This window comes from Paraburkholderia flava (assembly GCF_004359985.1).
GTDB lineage: Bacteria > Pseudomonadota > Gammaproteobacteria > Burkholderiales > Burkholderiaceae > Paraburkholderia > Paraburkholderia flava.
The window spans coordinates 558,616-576,086 of record NZ_SMRO01000003.1 but is presented as its reverse complement, the minus strand read 5'-3'; the positions used below and the strand labels follow the sequence as shown (position 1 = coordinate 576,086).

17 protein-coding genes are annotated in these 17,471 nt (G+C 64.3%); 16 read left to right on the top strand and 1 reads right to left on the bottom strand.

Annotated elements, in window-relative coordinates; translation table 11 throughout:
- The 3 genes from E1748_RS25025 (at window position 1) to E1748_RS25015 (ending at window position 2,726) form a co-directional block, all read left to right on the top strand.
- On the top strand, window positions 1-306 hold the full coding sequence (locus E1748_RS25025; RefSeq protein WP_133649953.1) for a helix-turn-helix domain-containing protein: 306 nt from the start codon (window positions 1-3) through the stop codon (window positions 304-306).
- A gap of 297 nt (window positions 307-603) precedes the next feature.
- Complete coding sequence (locus E1748_RS25020) at window positions 604-2,199, top strand: ABC transporter substrate-binding protein (RefSeq protein ID WP_133649952.1); 1,596 nt, start codon at window positions 604-606, stop codon at window positions 2,197-2,199.
- Between the two features lie 164 nt (window positions 2,200-2,363).
- Window positions 2,364-2,726, top strand: coding sequence for a hypothetical protein (locus E1748_RS25015; RefSeq protein ID WP_133649951.1), 363 nt, complete (start codon window positions 2,364-2,366; stop codon window positions 2,724-2,726).
- 55 nt (window positions 2,727-2,781) lie between these two features.
- Here E1748_RS25015 and E1748_RS25010 read toward each other — a convergent pair whose 3' ends face one another.
- Window positions 2,782-3,852 (bottom strand): MBL fold metallo-hydrolase, encoded by a 1,071-nt coding sequence (locus E1748_RS25010; RefSeq protein WP_133649950.1) that lies wholly within the window; start codon window positions 3,850-3,852, stop codon window positions 2,782-2,784.
- A gap of 164 nt (window positions 3,853-4,016) precedes the next feature.
- On the opposite strand from E1748_RS25010, the gene E1748_RS25005 reads away from it, so the two are divergent.
- The 13 genes from E1748_RS25005 to bioD all read left to right on the top strand — a co-directional run bounded on the left by E1748_RS25005 (window position 4,017) and on the right by bioD (window position 17,468).
- Complete coding sequence (locus E1748_RS25005; RefSeq protein ID WP_240766784.1) at window positions 4,017-4,466, top strand: MerR family transcriptional regulator; 450 nt, start codon at window positions 4,017-4,019, stop codon at window positions 4,464-4,466.
- A gap of 226 nt (window positions 4,467-4,692) precedes the next feature.
- Window positions 4,693-6,504 carry a bifunctional isocitrate dehydrogenase kinase/phosphatase gene (aceK, locus tag E1748_RS25000; RefSeq protein WP_133649949.1) on the top strand — a complete coding sequence of 604 codons (1,812 nt, stop codon included), beginning with the start codon at window positions 4,693-4,695 and terminating at the stop codon, window positions 6,502-6,504.
- Between the two features lie 68 nt (window positions 6,505-6,572).
- Window positions 6,573-7,346, top strand: a complete 774-nt coding sequence (can, locus tag E1748_RS24995) for a carbonate dehydratase (RefSeq protein WP_133649948.1) — start codon at window positions 6,573-6,575, stop codon at window positions 7,344-7,346.
- Window positions 7,339-8,541, top strand: coding sequence for an acetyl-CoA C-acetyltransferase (locus E1748_RS24990; protein ID WP_133649947.1), 1,203 nt, complete (start codon window positions 7,339-7,341; stop codon window positions 8,539-8,541). The genes can and E1748_RS24990 overlap by 8 nt, the downstream gene beginning before the upstream one ends.
- A 44-nt stretch (window positions 8,542-8,585) precedes the next feature.
- Window positions 8,586-9,263 carry an SDR family oxidoreductase gene (locus E1748_RS24985; protein ID WP_133649946.1) on the top strand — a complete coding sequence of 226 codons (678 nt, stop codon included), beginning with the start codon at window positions 8,586-8,588 and terminating at the stop codon, window positions 9,261-9,263.
- A 46-nt stretch (window positions 9,264-9,309) separates the two neighbouring features.
- Window positions 9,310-9,753: a YchJ family protein gene (locus E1748_RS24980; protein WP_133649945.1), complete on the top strand. Its 444-nt coding sequence runs from the start codon at window positions 9,310-9,312 to the stop codon at window positions 9,751-9,753.
- Window positions 9,754-10,283: 530 nt separating this feature from the next.
- Window positions 10,284-11,597 carry a dienelactone hydrolase family protein gene (locus E1748_RS24975; protein WP_133649944.1) on the top strand — a complete coding sequence of 438 codons (1,314 nt, stop codon included), beginning with the start codon at window positions 10,284-10,286 and terminating at the stop codon, window positions 11,595-11,597.
- A gap of 289 nt (window positions 11,598-11,886) precedes the next feature.
- Window positions 11,887-12,390, top strand: a complete 504-nt coding sequence (locus tag E1748_RS24970; protein WP_133649943.1) for a DinB family protein — start codon at window positions 11,887-11,889, stop codon at window positions 12,388-12,390.
- A 125-nt stretch (window positions 12,391-12,515) separates the two neighbouring features.
- Window positions 12,516-13,343: an AraC family transcriptional regulator gene (locus tag E1748_RS24965; protein WP_133649942.1), complete on the top strand. Its 828-nt coding sequence runs from the start codon at window positions 12,516-12,518 to the stop codon at window positions 13,341-13,343.
- 78 nt (window positions 13,344-13,421) lie between these two features.
- On the top strand, window positions 13,422-13,835 hold the full coding sequence (locus E1748_RS24960) for a cupin domain-containing protein (protein WP_133649941.1): 414 nt from the start codon (window positions 13,422-13,424) through the stop codon (window positions 13,833-13,835).
- A 326-nt stretch (window positions 13,836-14,161) separates the two neighbouring features.
- Entirely contained in the window at window positions 14,162-15,523 is a 1,362-nt protein-coding gene (gene bioA, locus E1748_RS24955; RefSeq protein WP_240766783.1) for an adenosylmethionine--8-amino-7-oxononanoate transaminase, read from the top strand.
- Entirely contained in the window at window positions 15,523-16,725 is a 1,203-nt protein-coding gene (gene bioF / locus E1748_RS24950) for an 8-amino-7-oxononanoate synthase (protein ID WP_133649939.1), read from the top strand. Before bioA ends, bioF begins: the two co-directional genes overlap by 1 nt.
- Window positions 16,722-17,468, top strand: coding sequence for a dethiobiotin synthase (gene bioD / locus E1748_RS24945; protein WP_133649938.1), 747 nt, complete (start codon window positions 16,722-16,724; stop codon window positions 17,466-17,468). Before bioF ends, bioD begins: the two co-directional genes overlap by 4 nt.
- The last annotated feature ends 3 nt before the right edge of the window (window positions 17,469-17,471 follow it).

The window sequence follows — 17,471 nt, the reverse complement described above, 5'->3', positions numbered from 1 at the left end:
ATGCCGCGCCGGAATCCACTCACCCGCGACGAGCAGAACACGCTGCGCCGCGCATTCTATGAAAGCGTCGAACAGGGCAACATGAGCATTCCCGAAGCGATGAAAGCGATGCGCAGGATGACGGGTCTCACGCAGGATGAATTCGCCGCGCACCGGGGTGTGAGCCGCCGCGTCATCCAGGACATCGAGCGCGGAACCGGCAATCCGACTGTCGACTCGCTCAACAGCATTGCGAAGCTATTCGGTCTGCAGGTCGGCTTCGTTCCGATCAGGCGGAAAGAGGCTGCGCCAGAGACCTCGACCTGACCGCTCTGACCGGCGTCGGGCAGCGCACAGTCGCGTGTTCGGTTCGTCGCCTGCGACCGACGCACCCACACCAGCCCCGCCAGCCCCCATATCCATATGCCGTTTAAGTGGTTGTCGGCGTTCCGCCTCGCGGATAAGCTTTCCCCCACGCGGGGAGCGCCGACAGGCACGGCCACACACTGACGCAACAGAAGAGAAGCCCCGCATCCGCACCGCGCTCGATGGTTCACCCCAGCAACGCCCGGCCGCCGGAACGAAGACGAACTGCCTGACACCACGATTGTTTTGGGAGATCTTATGCGCTTCACTCTGCCCGCCGCCGTGCTGGCCACCATGCTCGCCGTCACCCCTGCGCTCGCCAACGCGAAGCCGCTGACGGTCTGCACGGAATCGAGTCCGGACGGCTTCGACGTCGTCCAGTTCAACTCGCTGGTGACGACCAACGCATCGGCCGACGTGATCTTCAACTCGCTCGTCTCGTACGACGAGGCCGCGAAGAAAGTCGTGCCCGCGCTCGCGGACAAGTGGGACGTGAGCGCCGACGGCCTCACGTACACGTTCCATCTGCGGCCCGACGTGAAGTTCCAGACCACCGACTACTTCAAGCCCACGCGCGCGCTGGACGCCGACGACGTCGTGTTCACCTTCAGCCGGATGCTCGACGACAGCAATCCCTGGCACAAGGTCGCGGGCGCGAGCGGCTTTCCGCATGCGCAGTCGATGGGTCTCGTGAAGCTGATCAAGTCGATCACGAAGGTCGACGACAACACCGTCAAGTTCGAGCTGAACGAGCCGAACGCGACCTTCGTGTCGATCCTGACGATGGGTTTCGCGTCGATCTATTCGGCCGAATACGCGGACCAGTTGCTCAAAGCCGGCAAGCAGGTCGACCTGAATTCGAAGCCGATCGGCACCGGCCCGTTCGTGCTGAAGAGCTACACGAAGGACGCGGTCATCCGTTACGACGTGAACCCGACGTACTGGGGGCCGAAGCCGAAGATCGATCGCCTGATCTACGCAATCACGCCCGATGCCACGGTGCGCGCGCAGAAGGTGAAGGCAGGCGAATGCCAGATCGCGCTGTCGCCGAAGCCGCAGGACGTCGCCGACGCGAAGAACGACAAGTCGTTGAAGATCGAACAGACGCCCGCGTTCATGACGGCGTTCGTCGCGTTGAACACGCAGAAGAAGCCGCTCGACAACCCGAAGGTCCGTGAAGCGCTGAACATGGCGTTCGATCGCACGTCGTACTTGAAGGCCGTGTTCGACAACACCGCGACGCCCGCGACCAATCCGTACCCGCCGAACACGTGGAGCTACGACAAGGCAATCCAGCCGTGGCCGTACGACCCGACGAAGGCAAAACAACTGCTCGCCGATGCCGGTCTGCCGAACGGCTTCTCGACGACGATCTGGGTGCGCCCGAACGGCAGCGTGCTGAACCCGAGTCCGAAGGCCGGCGCGGAAATGCTGCAGGCCGACTTCGCGAAGATAGGTGTGAAGGCGGAGGTGAAGGTGATCGAGTGGGGCGAGCTGATCAAGCAGGCGAAGCAGGGACAGCACGATGCGCTGTTCATGGGCTGGGCCGGCGACAACGGCGATCCGGATAACTATCTGTCGCCGCTGTTCAGCTGCAACGCGGTGAAGTCGGGTATCAACTTCGCGCGCTACTGCGACCCGCAACTCGACAAGCTGATTGCCGACGGCAAGGAGACTGCCGATCAGGCGAAGCGCACGAAGGCGTATGAGGCCGCGCAGAAGATCATCCACGATCAGGCGCTGTGGATTCCGCTCGGTTATCCGACGGCGGCGGCGATTACGCGGACGAACGTCAGCGGTTATCACGTGAGTCCGTTTGGGCGGCAGAATTTTGGGGCGGTTAGCGTGCAGTGATGCGGTAGTGCATAGCTCGCGAATGAGCGAGCAAGCGCGCATGCACGCAATGAAAAAGGGCCGGTCGCATAGCAACCGGCCCTTTGCTTTTCCCGACAAAAATCCACAGTGAACGCGATTGCGCTTGATTACACTCTGTGGCCTTGAAACTGGAAGGCCGCATCATGAGCATCGTGAATTTCCGCGTACTCGTCGCACTTGTGTTCTCTCTGATCGTGGCGACGCCTCATCTCGTCTTCGCTCGAAATCAGGAGAACGTCGCAACGCCTTCGCATGGCGACGCGGCCGGCTACCGCTTTGTCAGCCCGACGCAGAATAATATCGCTCAGCCGCCGCGCTCGTCGGGCGATCCACGCTGCAAGGAGCTGTCTGCCGCGCTCGACAGACCCACTTCGTTGGCTCCTGGAAATCCAGAGGTCGTAAAAAAATATCGTCCTGACGGCCAGCCGTACAACGCGCTGGTCGAGAAAACCGTCAATCCGCGTAACGACCTGCAGGCCGAATACCATCGGCGTGGTTGCCGATAACGATGCGTTAATCGAGGCAGACATGCGCTGCCATCACGCTACGTTACGCGGCCATTCACGCCGTAAAACGGATCACCCCATCCTCATCCTGCGTCCGCTTCAACTCCCCCGCGAGCCACAGCAAATGCAAATGCGCGAGCGCTTCGCCCATCGCGAACGTCATCTGATGGATATCGAGTTCGCGCTTGAACATCAGTGGCACGATGTCCGACGCGCTATGCGGTTTCGCGGCGCATGCTTCGCGCACTTCGGCGAGCCGCGCGTCGTGATGCGCGCGTAGCTGCGCAATGCGCGTGTGCACGCCGCGAAACGGTTTGCCGTGCGACGGCAACGCGAGCGTGTCGGCGGGCATCGCTTCATAGCGGCCCAACGACTCCAGATACAGCGCGAGCGGATTACCTTCGGGCTCGATGTCGAACACCGACACGTTGGTCGAGATACGCGGCAGCACCATGTCGCCGGAAATCAGCACGCCGGCTTCCTCGCAATGCAACGCGCAGTGTTCCGGCGAGTGACCGAAACCGGTCACGACGCGCCACGTCCGACCGCCGATCGCGAGCGCATCGCCCTCGCGCATCCGTCGATATTGCGACGGCACCGACGGCACGAGATTCGCGTAATAGCTCTTGCGGTTGCGCAGCGCGTCGAGCGACGCGGCATCGGTGAGACCATGCCGAGCGAAGTGGCGCGCGGCGCCCTCGCCGCCTGCGTTCGAGCCATCGCCTGCGGCCATCACGCGGCCGAGCATGTACTCGCCGAGCGAGATCCACAGCCGCACGTTCCAGCGTTGTTTGTCGCCGCCTTCGCATAGCCAGTGCGCGAGGCCCAGATGATCGGGATGGCAGTGCGTAACGATCACGCGCAGGATCGGCAGACCTTCCAGCTCCGTGTCGAACACCTGCTCCCAGTTCGCCTTGATCGTGTCCGACGCGATCCCGCAATCGACCGCAGTCCAGCCCGCCTGTCCGTCGATCTCGTCGCGCAGCAGCCAGAGATTGATGTGATCGAGCGCGAACGGCAGCGGCATCCGCAGCCATCGCACGCCGGGCGCGACTTCGTATGCATGGCCCGGCTCGGGCAGTGTGTCGCCGAACGGATAGTCGAGTTGGTGTTCCAGCGCGTTCATTGCGGGTGTCTTCCTGTTCGCTCTTCGGATTCTTCGGGCTCTTCAATCGGGCACAAGCGCCAGCGCGTGCCCGGTTGCATCAACTTCAAGTTGACGCTAACGTAAACGTAGATTCTATCGTCCAATCCGCATCCGTGTCCGGCAGAGAACTTTCGATGCATCAGATGAATACCCAGTACACGATCACCGAGCTCGCACGCGAATTCGACGTGACGCCGCGCGCGATCCGCTTCTACGAAGACCAGGGTTTACTCTCGCCGAGCCGCGAGGGATCGAGTGGTCTGCGCCGCGTCTATTCGGGCCGCGACCGCACGCGATTGAAGCTGACGCTGCGCGGCAAGCGGCTCGGCTTCACGCTGTCGGAAATTCGCGATCTGCTCGACCTGTACGAATCGCCGACCGACACCGTGCCGCAACTGCACGCGTTTCTCGCGACGGTCGCGCGACACCGCGAGGTGCTGGAGCGCCAGCGCGAAGACCTGAACGCGACGCTCGAAGATCTCGCGCAATACGAAGCGCAGGCGCGCGGGATGCTGGAAGGCGGTCGCAGCGGCGATGCTTCGCGGAACGCGGAGCCGGGCACGACGACCAGAACCGCACGGGAACGCGCATGACTCACGCACGCAGATACGCGATGTCGCGCGATTTTTTTGCGATGAGCGTTAAGCGCACGACACGCGACGAATACGTGCTTTACAGGAAGATGCGCGAAACCGCGTCGAACGCCGCTTAACGTAACGATGGGCAACGGCAGGCAACCACGCGAAGAACACTTCGCAACGCTAACCGGACGCTACAATCCAGAGCGGCTCCCGACAATGGATCAAACGCACGGCCATCATGAATCACTTTCCTAAACTGCTGTCGTCGCAGATCGGTTTCGACGTCGCGCAGACGATGCTCGAAGGATTCGACCGTCACTACCGGATCTTTCGCGAAGCCGCGGTCCACGCGAAGACGCTGTTCGAAGCAGCGGACTGGCACGCGCTGCAGCGGCTCGCGCGCGAACGCATCACGTCGTACGACGAGCGCGTGAAGGAATGCGTTGAACTGCTCGAAGACGAATACGACGCCGAGAACATCGACGACGAAGTCTGGCAGCAGATCAAGCTGCATTACATCGGCCTGCTGACCACGCACCGTCAACCCGAGTGCGCGGAAACGTTTTTCAATTCGGTGTGCTGCCAGATCCTGCATCGCTCGTACTTCAACAACGATTTCATCTTCGTGCGGCCGGCGATCTCGACCGACTACATCGAGAACGACGAGCCCGCCGCGAAGCCGACGTATCGCGCGTACTACCCCGGCAAGGACGGTCTCGAAGCAACGCTCGAGCGGATCGTCACGAACTTCCAGCTCGAACCGGCGTTCGAGGATCTGCCGCGCGACGTCGGCTGCGTGATGCAGTCGATCCGCGATTCGTTCGGCGAATTCGACGCAGCGGCCAACTTCCAGATTCATGTGCTGTCGTCGCTGTTCTACCGGAACAAGGCGGCGTACATCATCGGGCGGATCATCAACGGCGATGCGGTGCTGCCGTTCGCGGTGCCGATCCATCACGTGTCGCCGGGCGTGCTTACGCTCGATACCGTGCTGCTCCGTCGCGAGCAACTGCTGATCATCTTCAGCTTCTCGCATTCGTATTTTCTGGTCGACATGGAAGTGCCGTCCGCGTGCGTCGAGTTTCTCGGCTCGATCATGCCGGGCAAGCCGAAGGCGGAAATCTATACGTCGGTGGGTTTGCAGAAGCAGGGCAAGAATCTGTTTTACCGCGACCTGCTGCGTCATCTGTCGCATTCGAGCGATCAGTTCATCATCGCGCCCGGCATCAAGGGCCTCGTGATGCTGGTGTTCACGCTGCCGTCGTTTCCGTACGTGTTCAAGCTGATCAAGGACAACTTCCCGCCACCGAAAGAAACCACGCGCGAGAAGATTCAGCAGAAGTATCAACTGGTGAAGCGGCACGATCGTCTGGGACGGATGGCCGACACGCTCGAATATTCGAGCGTCGCGCTGCCACTGTCGCGGCTCGACGATGCGCTCGTGCGCGAACTGCAGAAAGAAGCGCCGTCGATGATCGAATACGAGGGCGACAACCTCGTGATCCGCCATCTGTACATCGAGCGCCGCATGGTGCCGCTCAACCTCTTCCTGCAAAACGGCAGCGATGAGGACGTCGAGCACGGCATCAAGGAATACGGCGACGCGGTGAAGGAACTGATGCAGGCGAACATCTTCCCCGGCGACATGCTGTACAAGAATTTCGGCGTCACGCGTCATGGCCGCGTGGTGTTCTACGACTACGACGAAATCGAATACCTGACCGACTGCAACGTGCGCGCGGTGCCGGCGCCGCGCAACGAGGAAGACGAGATGTCGGGCGAGCCGTGGTATTCGGTCGGCCCGCACGATATTTTTCCGGAAACCTACGACACGTTCCTGCTCGGCGATCCACGCGTGCGTCAGTATTTCCTGAAGCATCACGCGGATTTCTTCACGCCGGGACTGTGGCAACGGCACAAGGAGCATCTGATGAAAGGCGAACTGCCCGACTTCTTTCCGTACGATCGCGGCATCCGCTTCCGGGTCCGCTATCCGGAGCGTTTCGTCGCAGCGGCCGCAGCGACGACAGAAACGGCGCGCGCCGCCTGAACCTGATTCCAGGGCTGAGCCCGACACACCATTCGACCGGCGTTGCCGGTCCTTATTGAAGAAGCGTCATGAACTCAAATTCCTCCACGCCCCACCCGCTCGCGCAACTGTTCGCCAACAACGAAGCATGGGTCGAACGCAAACTCGCCGAAGATCCGTCGTTCTTCTCGCGGCTCGCCGATCAGCAGGCCCCTGAATACCTGTGGATCGGCTGCTCGGATTCGCGCGTGCCGGCGAACCAGATCATCGGCCTGCCGCCGGGCGAAGTGTTCGTGCATCGGAACATCGCGAACGTCGTCGTGCATACGGATCTGAACTGCCTGTCGGTGATCCAGTTCGCCGTCGATCTGCTGAAGGTGAAGCACGTCATCGTGGTCGGTCACTACGGCTGCTCCGGCGTCGGCGCCGCGCTGCAAGGACGACGCGTGGGTCTCGCGGACAACTGGCTGCATCACGTGCAGGACGTGCGCGCGAAACACGCGGCGCTGCTCGAGGAATGGCCGATGGGCGAAGCACGGCATCGCCGGCTCGTCGAGTTGAACACGATCGAACAGGTCGTCAACGTGTGCCGCACGACGATCGTCAACGATGCGTGGGCGCGCGGCCAGGAGCTGACTGTGCACGGCTGGGTGTACGGTGTGCACGACGGACGCGTGCGCAATCTCGGTATGACCATCGCGGGCCTCGACGATCTCGATGCCGCGTATGAACACTGCGTGGCGGCCGCAACCGCGAGCCGCGCGCATTCGGCCGACAACGACGTTGTCGCCGCCGATGCGGCAAAGCTCGGCGACGTGCCGGCTGTCGTCGCTGGTGTGATCAAGGAGCTGAAACATGAGTGAGACGAATAACGCAACGCGCGATCCGGTCGTGATCGTGTCCGTTGCCCGCACGCCGATGGGCGGTTTTCAGGGCGACTTCGCGGAGCTCACCGCGCCGCAGCTGGGCGCGGTCGCGATCGCGGCAGCACTCGAACGCTCGGGCCTGAAACCCGAGCAGATCGACGAAGCGCTGATGGGCTGCGTGCTGCCCGCCGGCCAGGGCCAGGCGCCCGCGCGTCAGGCCGCACTCGCAGCGGGGCTGCCGCTTGCCACCGGCTGCACGACGATCAACAAGATGTGCGGCTCCGGTATGCGCGCGGCGATGTTCGCGCACGACATGCTGATCGCCGGCTCGGTCGATACGATCGTCGCGGGCGGCATGGAGAGCATGACCAACGCGCCGTATCTGCTGCCCAAAGCGCGCGGCGGGATGCGCATGGGGCACGGTCAGGTGCTCGATCACATGTTCCTCGACGGCCTCGAAGACGCGTACGAAAAAGGCCGCCTGATGGGCACGTTCGCCGAGGAATGCGCGGCGTCGTTCGACTTCACGCGACAGGCGCAGGACGCGTTCGCGATCGAATCGCTGCAACGCGCGAAACGCGCGAACGAGGACGGCTCGTTCGCATGGGAAATCGCGCCGGTGAAGGTCGAGAGCCGCAAGGGCGAAGTGACGGTCGAACGCGACGAGCAGCCGTTCAAGTCGAACCTCGACAAGATCCCGACGCTCAAGCCTGCGTTCAGCAAGACCGGCACGGTGACGGCCGCGAACTCGTCGTCGATTTCCGACGGCGCCGCCGCGCTCGTGATGATGCGCGAATCGACTGCGCAGCGCCTTGGCGTGACGCCGCTCGCGCGCGTCGTCGGTCATTCGACGTTCGCGCAGGAACCCGCGAAGTTCACCACCGCACCGGTCGGTGCATTGCGCAAACTGTTCGCAAAGAACGGCTGGCGCGCGGACGACGTCGATCTGTTTGAGATCAACGAAGCATTCGCCGTCGTCGCGATGGCTGCGATGAAGGAACACGGGTTGCCGCACGACAAGGTCAACGTGAACGGCGGTGCGTGTGCGCTCGGTCATCCGATCGGCGCATCGGGCGCGCGCATTCTCGTGACGCTGATCGGCGCATTGCGTGCGCGCGGCGGCAAACGCGGCGTCGCGAGCCTGTGCATCGGCGGCGGCGAAGCGACTGCGATGGGCATCGAGCTGTTCTAGATGCTCACTCACGGCTCGATATAAACGGAACGCGAGGTGATGACATGAAGACTGCGTTGATCGTCGGTGCGTCGCGCGGCCTCGGCCGCGAATTCGCGCGACAGTACCATCGCGCCGGCTGGCGCGTGCTCGCCACCGCACGCGACGACGCCGCACTCGATTCACTCGCGGATCTCGGCGCGCAGACCTTTCCGCTCGACATCGCCGAACCCGACGAGATCGCCGCGTTCGGCGAGCGGATCGCCGGCGAAGCGCTCGACGTCGCGATCATCGTGTCCGGGGTGTACGGACCGCGCACCGAAGGCGTCGAGGCGATCAGCGCCGAGGACTTCGATCACGTGATGATCACCAACGTGCGCGGCCCGATGCAGTTGCTGCCGGTGTTGCTGCCGCTCGTCGAGGATGCGCACGGCGTGCTCGCGGTGCTGTCGAGCAAGATGGGCAGCATCGCCGAGGCGACCGGCACGACAGGCTGGCTGTATCGCGCGAGCAAGGCCGCACTCAACGACGCGCTGAAAGTCGCGTCGTTGCAGACGCGCCGTGCCGCGTGCGTCGCGTTGCATCCCGGCTGGGTGCGCACCGATATGGGCGGCTCAGAGGCCGCGATCGATCCCGAGCACAGCGTCACGGGGATGCGCAACGTGCTCGCGCAGGCTGCGGGCGCGCATGCAGCGTTCAACGGACGCTTCTATCAATACGACGGCACGCCGCTCGAATGGTGACACCACGAGCGCGGGCGCGAGTCGGGCTAAACGAACCCCATCACCGATGAACGTTTCATCCACAGCGGCCCGACCCGCCGTCTGTCCCTGCGGCGGTGCCGCGCCGGATCGACGCACCGATGCGAAAGCGCCGGCCTATCTGCAATGTTGCGGACGCTTCATCGACGGCGACGCCGCCGCGCCGACCGCGCTCGAACTGATGCGCTCGCGCTACACCGCCTACGTGCTCGGCGCGACCGCGTATCTGCGCGCGACGTGGGCGCCGCACACCTGCCCCTCCGATCTCGACGCGAACCCCGACGCCCCCGACGCACCGCGCTGGCTCGGTCTGCAGATCAAACGCTTCGCTGCACTCGACGCAACGCACGCGGAAGTCGAATTCGTCGCACGATATAAAGTCGGCGGACGCGCGCACCGGCTGCACGAGTCGAGCCGCTTCACGCGCGACGCGGACGGCTGGCGCTACGTCGACGGCGACATCCGCGAATGATTCAATAGCGCACGGCACGACGCGAAGCCGCGTCTGCCGGTGTTGGCCTCACACCACAGCGTTCCTTTCCTTCCGTTACTGTTGCACTCCCTTCATCGGCGCACGCCCCTTGCCGGGCCGTCGCACGGCCGTCCTGCGCCCTCAACGCGGCGGCAATTTTTGCGCTGCGGGGTTCCCCTCAATTGCGCAAACCGAATTTGTCGTGCCAGTATCGACACACAGGTTGTGTAGCGTCGCGTCGCGAGGTCCGGTTCACACCGGCCCGCGGAATGCCGGAGCAGTCGTCCGGTATAGCGGGGCGCTCAATACGGCGCGTGGGGTCGCGTCCGCCGGCAGTCGGTTCATGTATTGCGATCTCGAGCGGCATGCGGGTGCCACGGCCCCGCATGTGAGCGGCTTGTTGTCGCTACGCGGACGGCACGGGGCCACCCGGTCACATGACCGGAGCAGTCGTTTCAACGCTGTGCACGGAAGACGGTACAGCGCATCGGGGCAAAAGCAGGATCAGGACATCAAGGCGGGTGCAGCGGATGGCGTTCAGAAGGATCAAGGCGGGATGTGCGGCAGTGTGTGCGTGTGCGGCGTTGGCCGCGGCGTCCGCTCACGCCGATCCGCTCGTCCAGACGAACGGCCCGCTGTCGAGCGCGCACGTGCCGCGTCTCGCGCTCGAAGACGACGCGTGGCTCCCCACGGCCCGTCTGAACGAGCAGGTCATCCGCATCCCCGTCGACACCTCCGGCGACGTCACCCTCGAAACCACCATCTACAAACCCGACGGCGCGGGCCCGTTCCCGATGGTCGTGTTCAATCACGGCAAGATGCCGGGCGATCCGCGTAACCAGCCGCGCAGCGATCCGCTGCCGTTCGCGCGCGAGTTCGTGCGGCGCGGCTACGTCGTCGTCGCACCGAACCGCCGCGGCTTCGCGCAATCGGGTGGCTCGTACGAACAGGACGGCTGCGATGTCGAACGCAACGGCGTCGGCCAGGCCGCCGACGTCGCCGCGACGATCGACTACATGTCGAAGCAGCCTTACGTCGACGCGCAGCACATCGTCGTCGCCGGCACGTCGCATGGCGGCCTCGCGACGATCGCGTACGGCGCGCAGGCCGCGCCCGGCGTGCGCGCGCTGATCAACTTCTCCGGCGGGCTGCGGCAGGATGCATGCACCGACTGGCAGGGCAATCTCACGCGCGCGTTCGGCACGTATGGCGAGAAGACTCACGTACCGTCGCTGTGGCTGTACGGCGACAACGATTCGATCTGGCCGGCTCCGCTGATCGCGAAGATGTACTCGACCTACGTCAACGAGCTTGCACCCGACGTGCGCCGCAATGTCGGCGCGACGATGGTCGATTTCGGCAACTACAAGGACGACGCGCACCGGCTCGTCGGTGATCGCGACGGCGTGCGGGTCTGGTGGCCGTCGGTCGAATCGTTCCTCGCGCGGGTCGGGATGCCGACCAGCATCCAGTACCGCGTCGAAGAACCGACCGCGCCGAAGGCCACCGACTTCGCATCGCTCGATTCGATCAATGCGGTGCCGTTCGTCGACGAAGGTGGCCGCGCCGGTTATCGCAACTTCCTGCATCAGTATCCGAGCCGCGCGTTCGCGGTGTCCGATTCGGGCGCATGGTCGTGGGCCGAAGGCGGCGACAATCCGATGGCGGTCGCGGTCGCGAACTGCCAGAAGCACAGCAGCGATCCGTGCCGCCTGTACGCGGTGAACGACTCGGTGGTGTGGAAGGACACGTCGACCACTACGGCCGAGGCTACGACGCCTGCTGCTACGACCGTTCCTGTTGCGGCCGAGCCGGCAGGTAAGCCGTCGCTGGCGAGTCGGTAACGTCACCGCTTTTCTCAGTCTCCCCGTTTCCTTTCTTCATACGGTGCGCTGTGGTGTGAGCCACGGACGAACCCGCCGTATCCCGATTCCGTCGGCAGACAATCGCGCGCCGCTTTGTGTGCAATTTCGTGCGCAAGCGAGATCCACGCTAAACGTGTGATCATCCCGAATCGGCCTCGCTTCCGACATGGCAGGCGGAACCGAGGACCGGTCTCCCGGTTATGGAGACAGTGCGAACGGACCACGGCGCGTAGCATTCACGCGATCGCGCCGCATCGGAGACATGAGGATGAATGTCACCACATTGACTGCGCTCGCCGATTTCCCCCGGCTGCTCGAAGCGCATTACAACGTCATTCCCGCCGGCTTCGAGAACTGGAAACCGGCGTCGTGGGACGGTGTCCCGAGCGAGCCCTACTCGCCGATCGAGCAGATCTGTCATGTGCGAGATATCGAGATCGATGGGTATCACGTGCGGTTTGCCCGCACGCTTGCCGAGACGCGTCCGGTGCTTCCAGGGGTCGACGGCGACATGCTCGCTCGGACTCGCGAATATGACCGTGCCGATCCTGCCGACGTCTTCGCGGCATTTCGTGTCGCGCGACAGAAGACGCTAGAACTGATCGAAAAGCTCACGCCCGATCAGTTCGACCGTATCGCGGAGTTCGACGGCTATGGGCTCGTGACGCTGCGCGGTCTCGTGCACTTCCTGTGCAGCCACGATCAGCAGCATCTGGCCGGGTTGCAATGGCTGGCCGGCCAGATCGACGGGGCGAGGAGAGTCGCTTCGTAGCGGCAATCCGTTATCTGCACGCGTCGTAACGGCCGTATAAACTGGTACGGGACGAACGGTCGCCCGTCAAACGATCGAGCTCAACACCTCTGCGCATCCTCACAGGCCAAACGACGTCATCCATCATGGACCGACAGCCATCCTCCACACGCTCCGACTGGGTCAAACGTGCCGAGCCGATCGAAGGCATCGAGCGCATCGAGGCGTGGTTTCACGGCAAGGCGTATGGCATGCACCGCCACGACACCTACGCGATCGGCCGCACGCTGGCCGGGGTGCAGAGCTTCAACTACCGGCACGGCGAGCGCAACAGCCTGCCCGGCAACACGCTGGTGCTGCACCCCGACGAAGCGCACGATGGCCAGGCCGGCACCGTCGACGGGTTCCAGTACCGGATGGTCTACATCGAGCCCGCGCTCTTTCAGGACGTGCTCGGCGGCCGTGCGTTGCCGTTTATCGAAGGTGGCGTGACAACCGATCCACGTCTTGCCGCAGCGACCACGACATTGCTGCAGCACGTCGGCCATACGCTTGAACCGCTCGAACAAAGCGATGCGCTCGCCGATCTGGCACACGCGCTGGCCGCCGTCGCCGGCACGCCCGTGCGACCCGCAAAAGGCGATTTTCAGGCGGCACAGCGTGCGCGCGACTATCTGCACGCGAACAGCGCCCGCGTCGTCACGCTCGACGAACTCGAAGCGGCGACGGGCCGCGATCGCTGGAGTCTGTCGCACGATTTCCGCACGTTCTACGGCACGAGTCCGTACCGTTATCTGACGATGCGGCGCCTCGATGCGGTGCGCCGCATGCTGCTTGGCGGCACCTCGCTCGCTCACGCGGCGGCGGACGCGGGATTCGCGGATCAGAGCCACATGACCCGTCACTTCTCGAAAACATTCGGGCTGACGCCGGGGCGTTGGCTCGACATCGCGGGCAGCATCCCGGGCAACTGAAACCACCCACGATCGTTCAATACGGCCGCAAACGGCAGGCCTATCTTTGGCACATCGCCCCACTCAACGGAGAGAACGATGTCCCAATCCATGAACCCACCCGCCACGCGCGGCCAGTGTCAAACCATCGACCTGCTCGGCAAGATCGCGCAGATCGACGGTCACTGGCAACCGCGCGTCGTCGCCGAGATGAACGACTATCAGTTCAAGGTCGTGAAGGTCGAAGGCGACTTCGTGTGGCACAGCCACGCCGATACCGACGAAACGTTCATCGTGCTCGAAGGCGAGTTGCGTATCGAATTCCGCGGCCCGTCGGGTGACGGTGCGATTGTGCTGCGTCCCGGCCAGATGGCGGTCGTACCGCAGGGCACGGAGCACAGACCCTGCGCAAAGACCGAAGTGAAGCTGCTGCTGATCGAACCGCGCGGCGTGCAGAACACGGGGGACGGTGCGACCAGCGAACGTACGGTCGCGAACGATCAGTGGATTTGAAGCGGGGATTCGCCTGCCGGGGATGCGCGCATGCCCCGGCCCCCACCGCCGCCTGATTTTTTTCACTTACCCCCCAATACTTTGCCGTCGTCATCTACGCGCATTTCTTCCCTTCTGACGACATCGGTTCCAACCTGTCGAAAACCGCTTCGAACTCCGTCCGAGCCTTGCTGGGCGGGCGTTTTGTCGATAGTGCGCCGCGCGGGATAACACGCTAATCTCCGGCTGCAATGTTGGTGAACGGGCGATCAAGCAAGCGAACGAGGCGGCATATCGCACATAGCGCACATACCGCCCCGCGCCCGTTTTCAAGTTCCGGAGTACGAGTGAATCTTTCCGCATCCCCCGAAGCGGCCACGGACGACTGGGTCGCGCGCAGCCTGCGCGCCGTCTGGCATCCGTGCACGCAGATGAAACATCACGAACGCCTGCCGCTCGTGCCGGTGGCGCGCGGCTCGGGTGCGTGGCTCTACGACCGCGCCGGCCATCGCTACCTCGACGCGATCAGCTCGTGGTGGGTCAACCTGTTCGGCCACGCGAACCCGCGCATCAACGACGCGCTGAAAGCGCAGCTCGACACCCTCGAGCACGCGATGCTCGCCGGCTGCACGCACGAACCCGCTGTCGAACTCGCGGAACGGCTCGGCGCATTGACGAATCACACGCTCGGCCACGCGTTCTTCGCATCGGACGGTGCATCGGCCGTTGAAATCGCGTTGAAGATGAGCTTCCACGCGTGGCGCAATCGCGGCTTCGCGGACAAATCCGAATTCGTCTGCGTCGCGAACGGCTATCACGGCGAGACGATCGGCGCGCTCGGTGTGACCGACGTCGCGCTGTTCAAGGATGCGTACGATCCGCTGATCCGTCACGCGCACGTGGTCGCGTCGCCGGATGCGCGTAACGCACAGCCAGGCGAAACCGCAGCAGACATCGCGCGTCGTGCACTCGACAGCGTGCAGACGCTGTTCGAAGCACGCGGATCGCGGATCGCTGCGCTGATCGTCGAGCCGCTCGTGCAGTGCGCGGCCGGCATGGCGATGCACGACGCGTCGTACGTCGCTGGATTGCGCGCGCTGTGCGACCGCTACGGCGTACATCTGATCGCCGACGAAATCGCCGTCGGCTGCGGACGCACCGGCACGTTCTTCGCAAGCGAACAGGCGAACGTGTGGCCTGATTTCCTGTGTCTGTCGAAGGGCATCAGCGGCGGTTATCTGCCGCTGTCGATCGTGCTGTCGCGCGACGACATCTACGCCGCGTTCTACGACGACGACACCGCGCGCGGCTTCCTGCATTCGCATTCGTACACCGGCAATCCGCTCGCGTGCCGCGCGGCGCTCGCGACGCTCGATCTGTTTGCGAGCGACGATGTGCTCGCGTCGAACAAACGTCGCTCGTCCACGCTGCGCGCCGCGCTCGAACCGCTCGCCGCGCATCCGCAGGTGCGTCACCTGCGCCAATGCGGGACGATCTTCGCGTTCGACGCAGTCATCGACGATGCAGCCGCCGCGAAAACCTTCTCGCGACGCTTCTTCGAACACGCGTTGCAGCGCGAACTGCTGCTGCGCCCGATCGGCACGACGGTCTACCTGATGCCGCCATACATCCTCAACGACGACGAACTCGGCTTGCTCGCCGCGCGCACGCGCGAAACATTCGACGCCACTCTGACGGAGGTGCGCTGATGCATCTGCTGGACACACTCGAACAAGGCTTGCGGGATCTCGACGCGCGCGGTCTGCGCCGCCGTCGCCGCATCGCCGATACGCCGTGCGCCGCGCACATGACGGTGGACGGTCGCGAAATCGTCGGCTTCGCGAGCAACGACTATCTCGGCCTGGCCGCGCATCCGCTGCTCGTAGAGGCGATCGCCGAAGGCGCACAGCGCTACGGCGCGGGCAGCGGCGGTTCGCATCTGCTCGGCGGCCACTCGCGCGCACACGCGCAACTCGAAGACGATCTCGCGGCATTCGCCGGCGGCTTCGTCGATGCACCCCGCGCGCTGTACTTCAGCACCGGCTACATGGCGAACCTCGCGACGCTCACCGCGCTCGCGGGTCGCGGCACGACGATCTTCTCCGATGAGCTGAATCACGCATCGCTGATCGACGGCGCGCGGCTGTCGCGTGCGGACGTGCAGATCTATCCGCACGCGGACACGGACGCATTGAGCGCGATGCTCGACGCAGCCGCCGACGGCCCGAAGCTGATCGTCACCGACAGCGTGTTCAGCATGGACGGCGACGTCGCACCGCTGCCCGCGTTGCTGGCGCTCGCGGAGCGGCACGGCGCGTGGCTCATCGTCGACGATGCGCATGGCTTCGGCGTGCTGGGTCCGCAGGGACGCGGCGCGCTCGCGCAAGCCGCGCTGCGTTCGCCGCAACTCGTGTCGATCGGCACGCTCGGCAAGGCGGCCGGCGTCGCAGGTGCGTTCGTCGCTGCGCATGCGACCGTGATCGAATGGCTCGTGCAGCGCGCGCGTCCGTACATCTTCACGACTGCATCGACGCCGGCTTCCGCGTATGCGGTGTCGGCGAGCTTGCGCATCATCGAAGGTGCGGAGGGCGACGAGCGTCGTGCACATCTCGGTCAGTTGATCGAGCGCACCCGTGCGATGCTCGCGCGCACGCCGTGGCAACCGGTCGATTCGCACACCGCCGTGCAACCGCTGATCATCGGCTCGAACGAGGATGCGCTCGCAGCTGCCGCAGCGCTCGATCATGCCGGGCTGTGGGTGCCGGCGATCCGTCCGCCGACCGTGCCGGTGGGTACATCGCGGTTGCGCATTTCGCTGTCGGCTGCGCATTCGCATGAAGATCTCGATCGGCTCGATGCGGCGTTGACCTCGCTTGGTAAAAGCAACAGCGTTCACGCGGAGGCCGCATGAACGAAGCGCTGTCGCTGTTCGTCACCGGCACCGATACCGAGATCGGCAAGACGCTGATTTCGGCGGCGCTGCTGCGCGGCTTCGCGAACGCGGGTCTGCGCGCGGCGGCGATGAAGCCGATCGCGGCCGGCGCGTTCGAAGTGAACGGCGTGTGGCATAACGAAGACGCGGATCAGCTCGACGCCGCCGCGAACGTGCAGTTGCCGCCCGCCGTACGCACGCCGTTCCTGCTGAAAGAGCCTGCAGCACCGCACATCGTGGCCGCGCTCGAAGGCGTGACGCTCGACGCGACGCGCATCGTCGAATGCCATGCGCAGGCGCGACAGGTAGCGGATATCGTCGTGGTCGAAGGCGTCGGCGGTTTTTGCGTGCCGCTCGACGATGCGTACGACACCGCCGATCTCGCTCAACAGCTGGCCGCGCCGGTCGTGCTGGTGGTCGGCATGCGGCTCGGCTGTATCAGTCACGCGTTGCTTACTGCCGAAGCGATTGCCGCGCGCGGTTTGCGTCTCGTCGGCTGGGTCGCGAATCGCGTGGACCCGCAGATGCGTTTCGCCGACGAGAACATCGCGACGATCGAGCATCGGCTCGCGCGGCTGTACCGCGCGCCGCTGCTCGGCACCGTGCCTTATCTGAACCCGCCGTCGGCCGACGTCGCCGCCGCGCATCTCGATGTCGCGCAGTTGTTGCAAACGCTACGCGACGCCGTACCGAATCCGACCCGCTCCCCTTCCTTCTCATGAGGA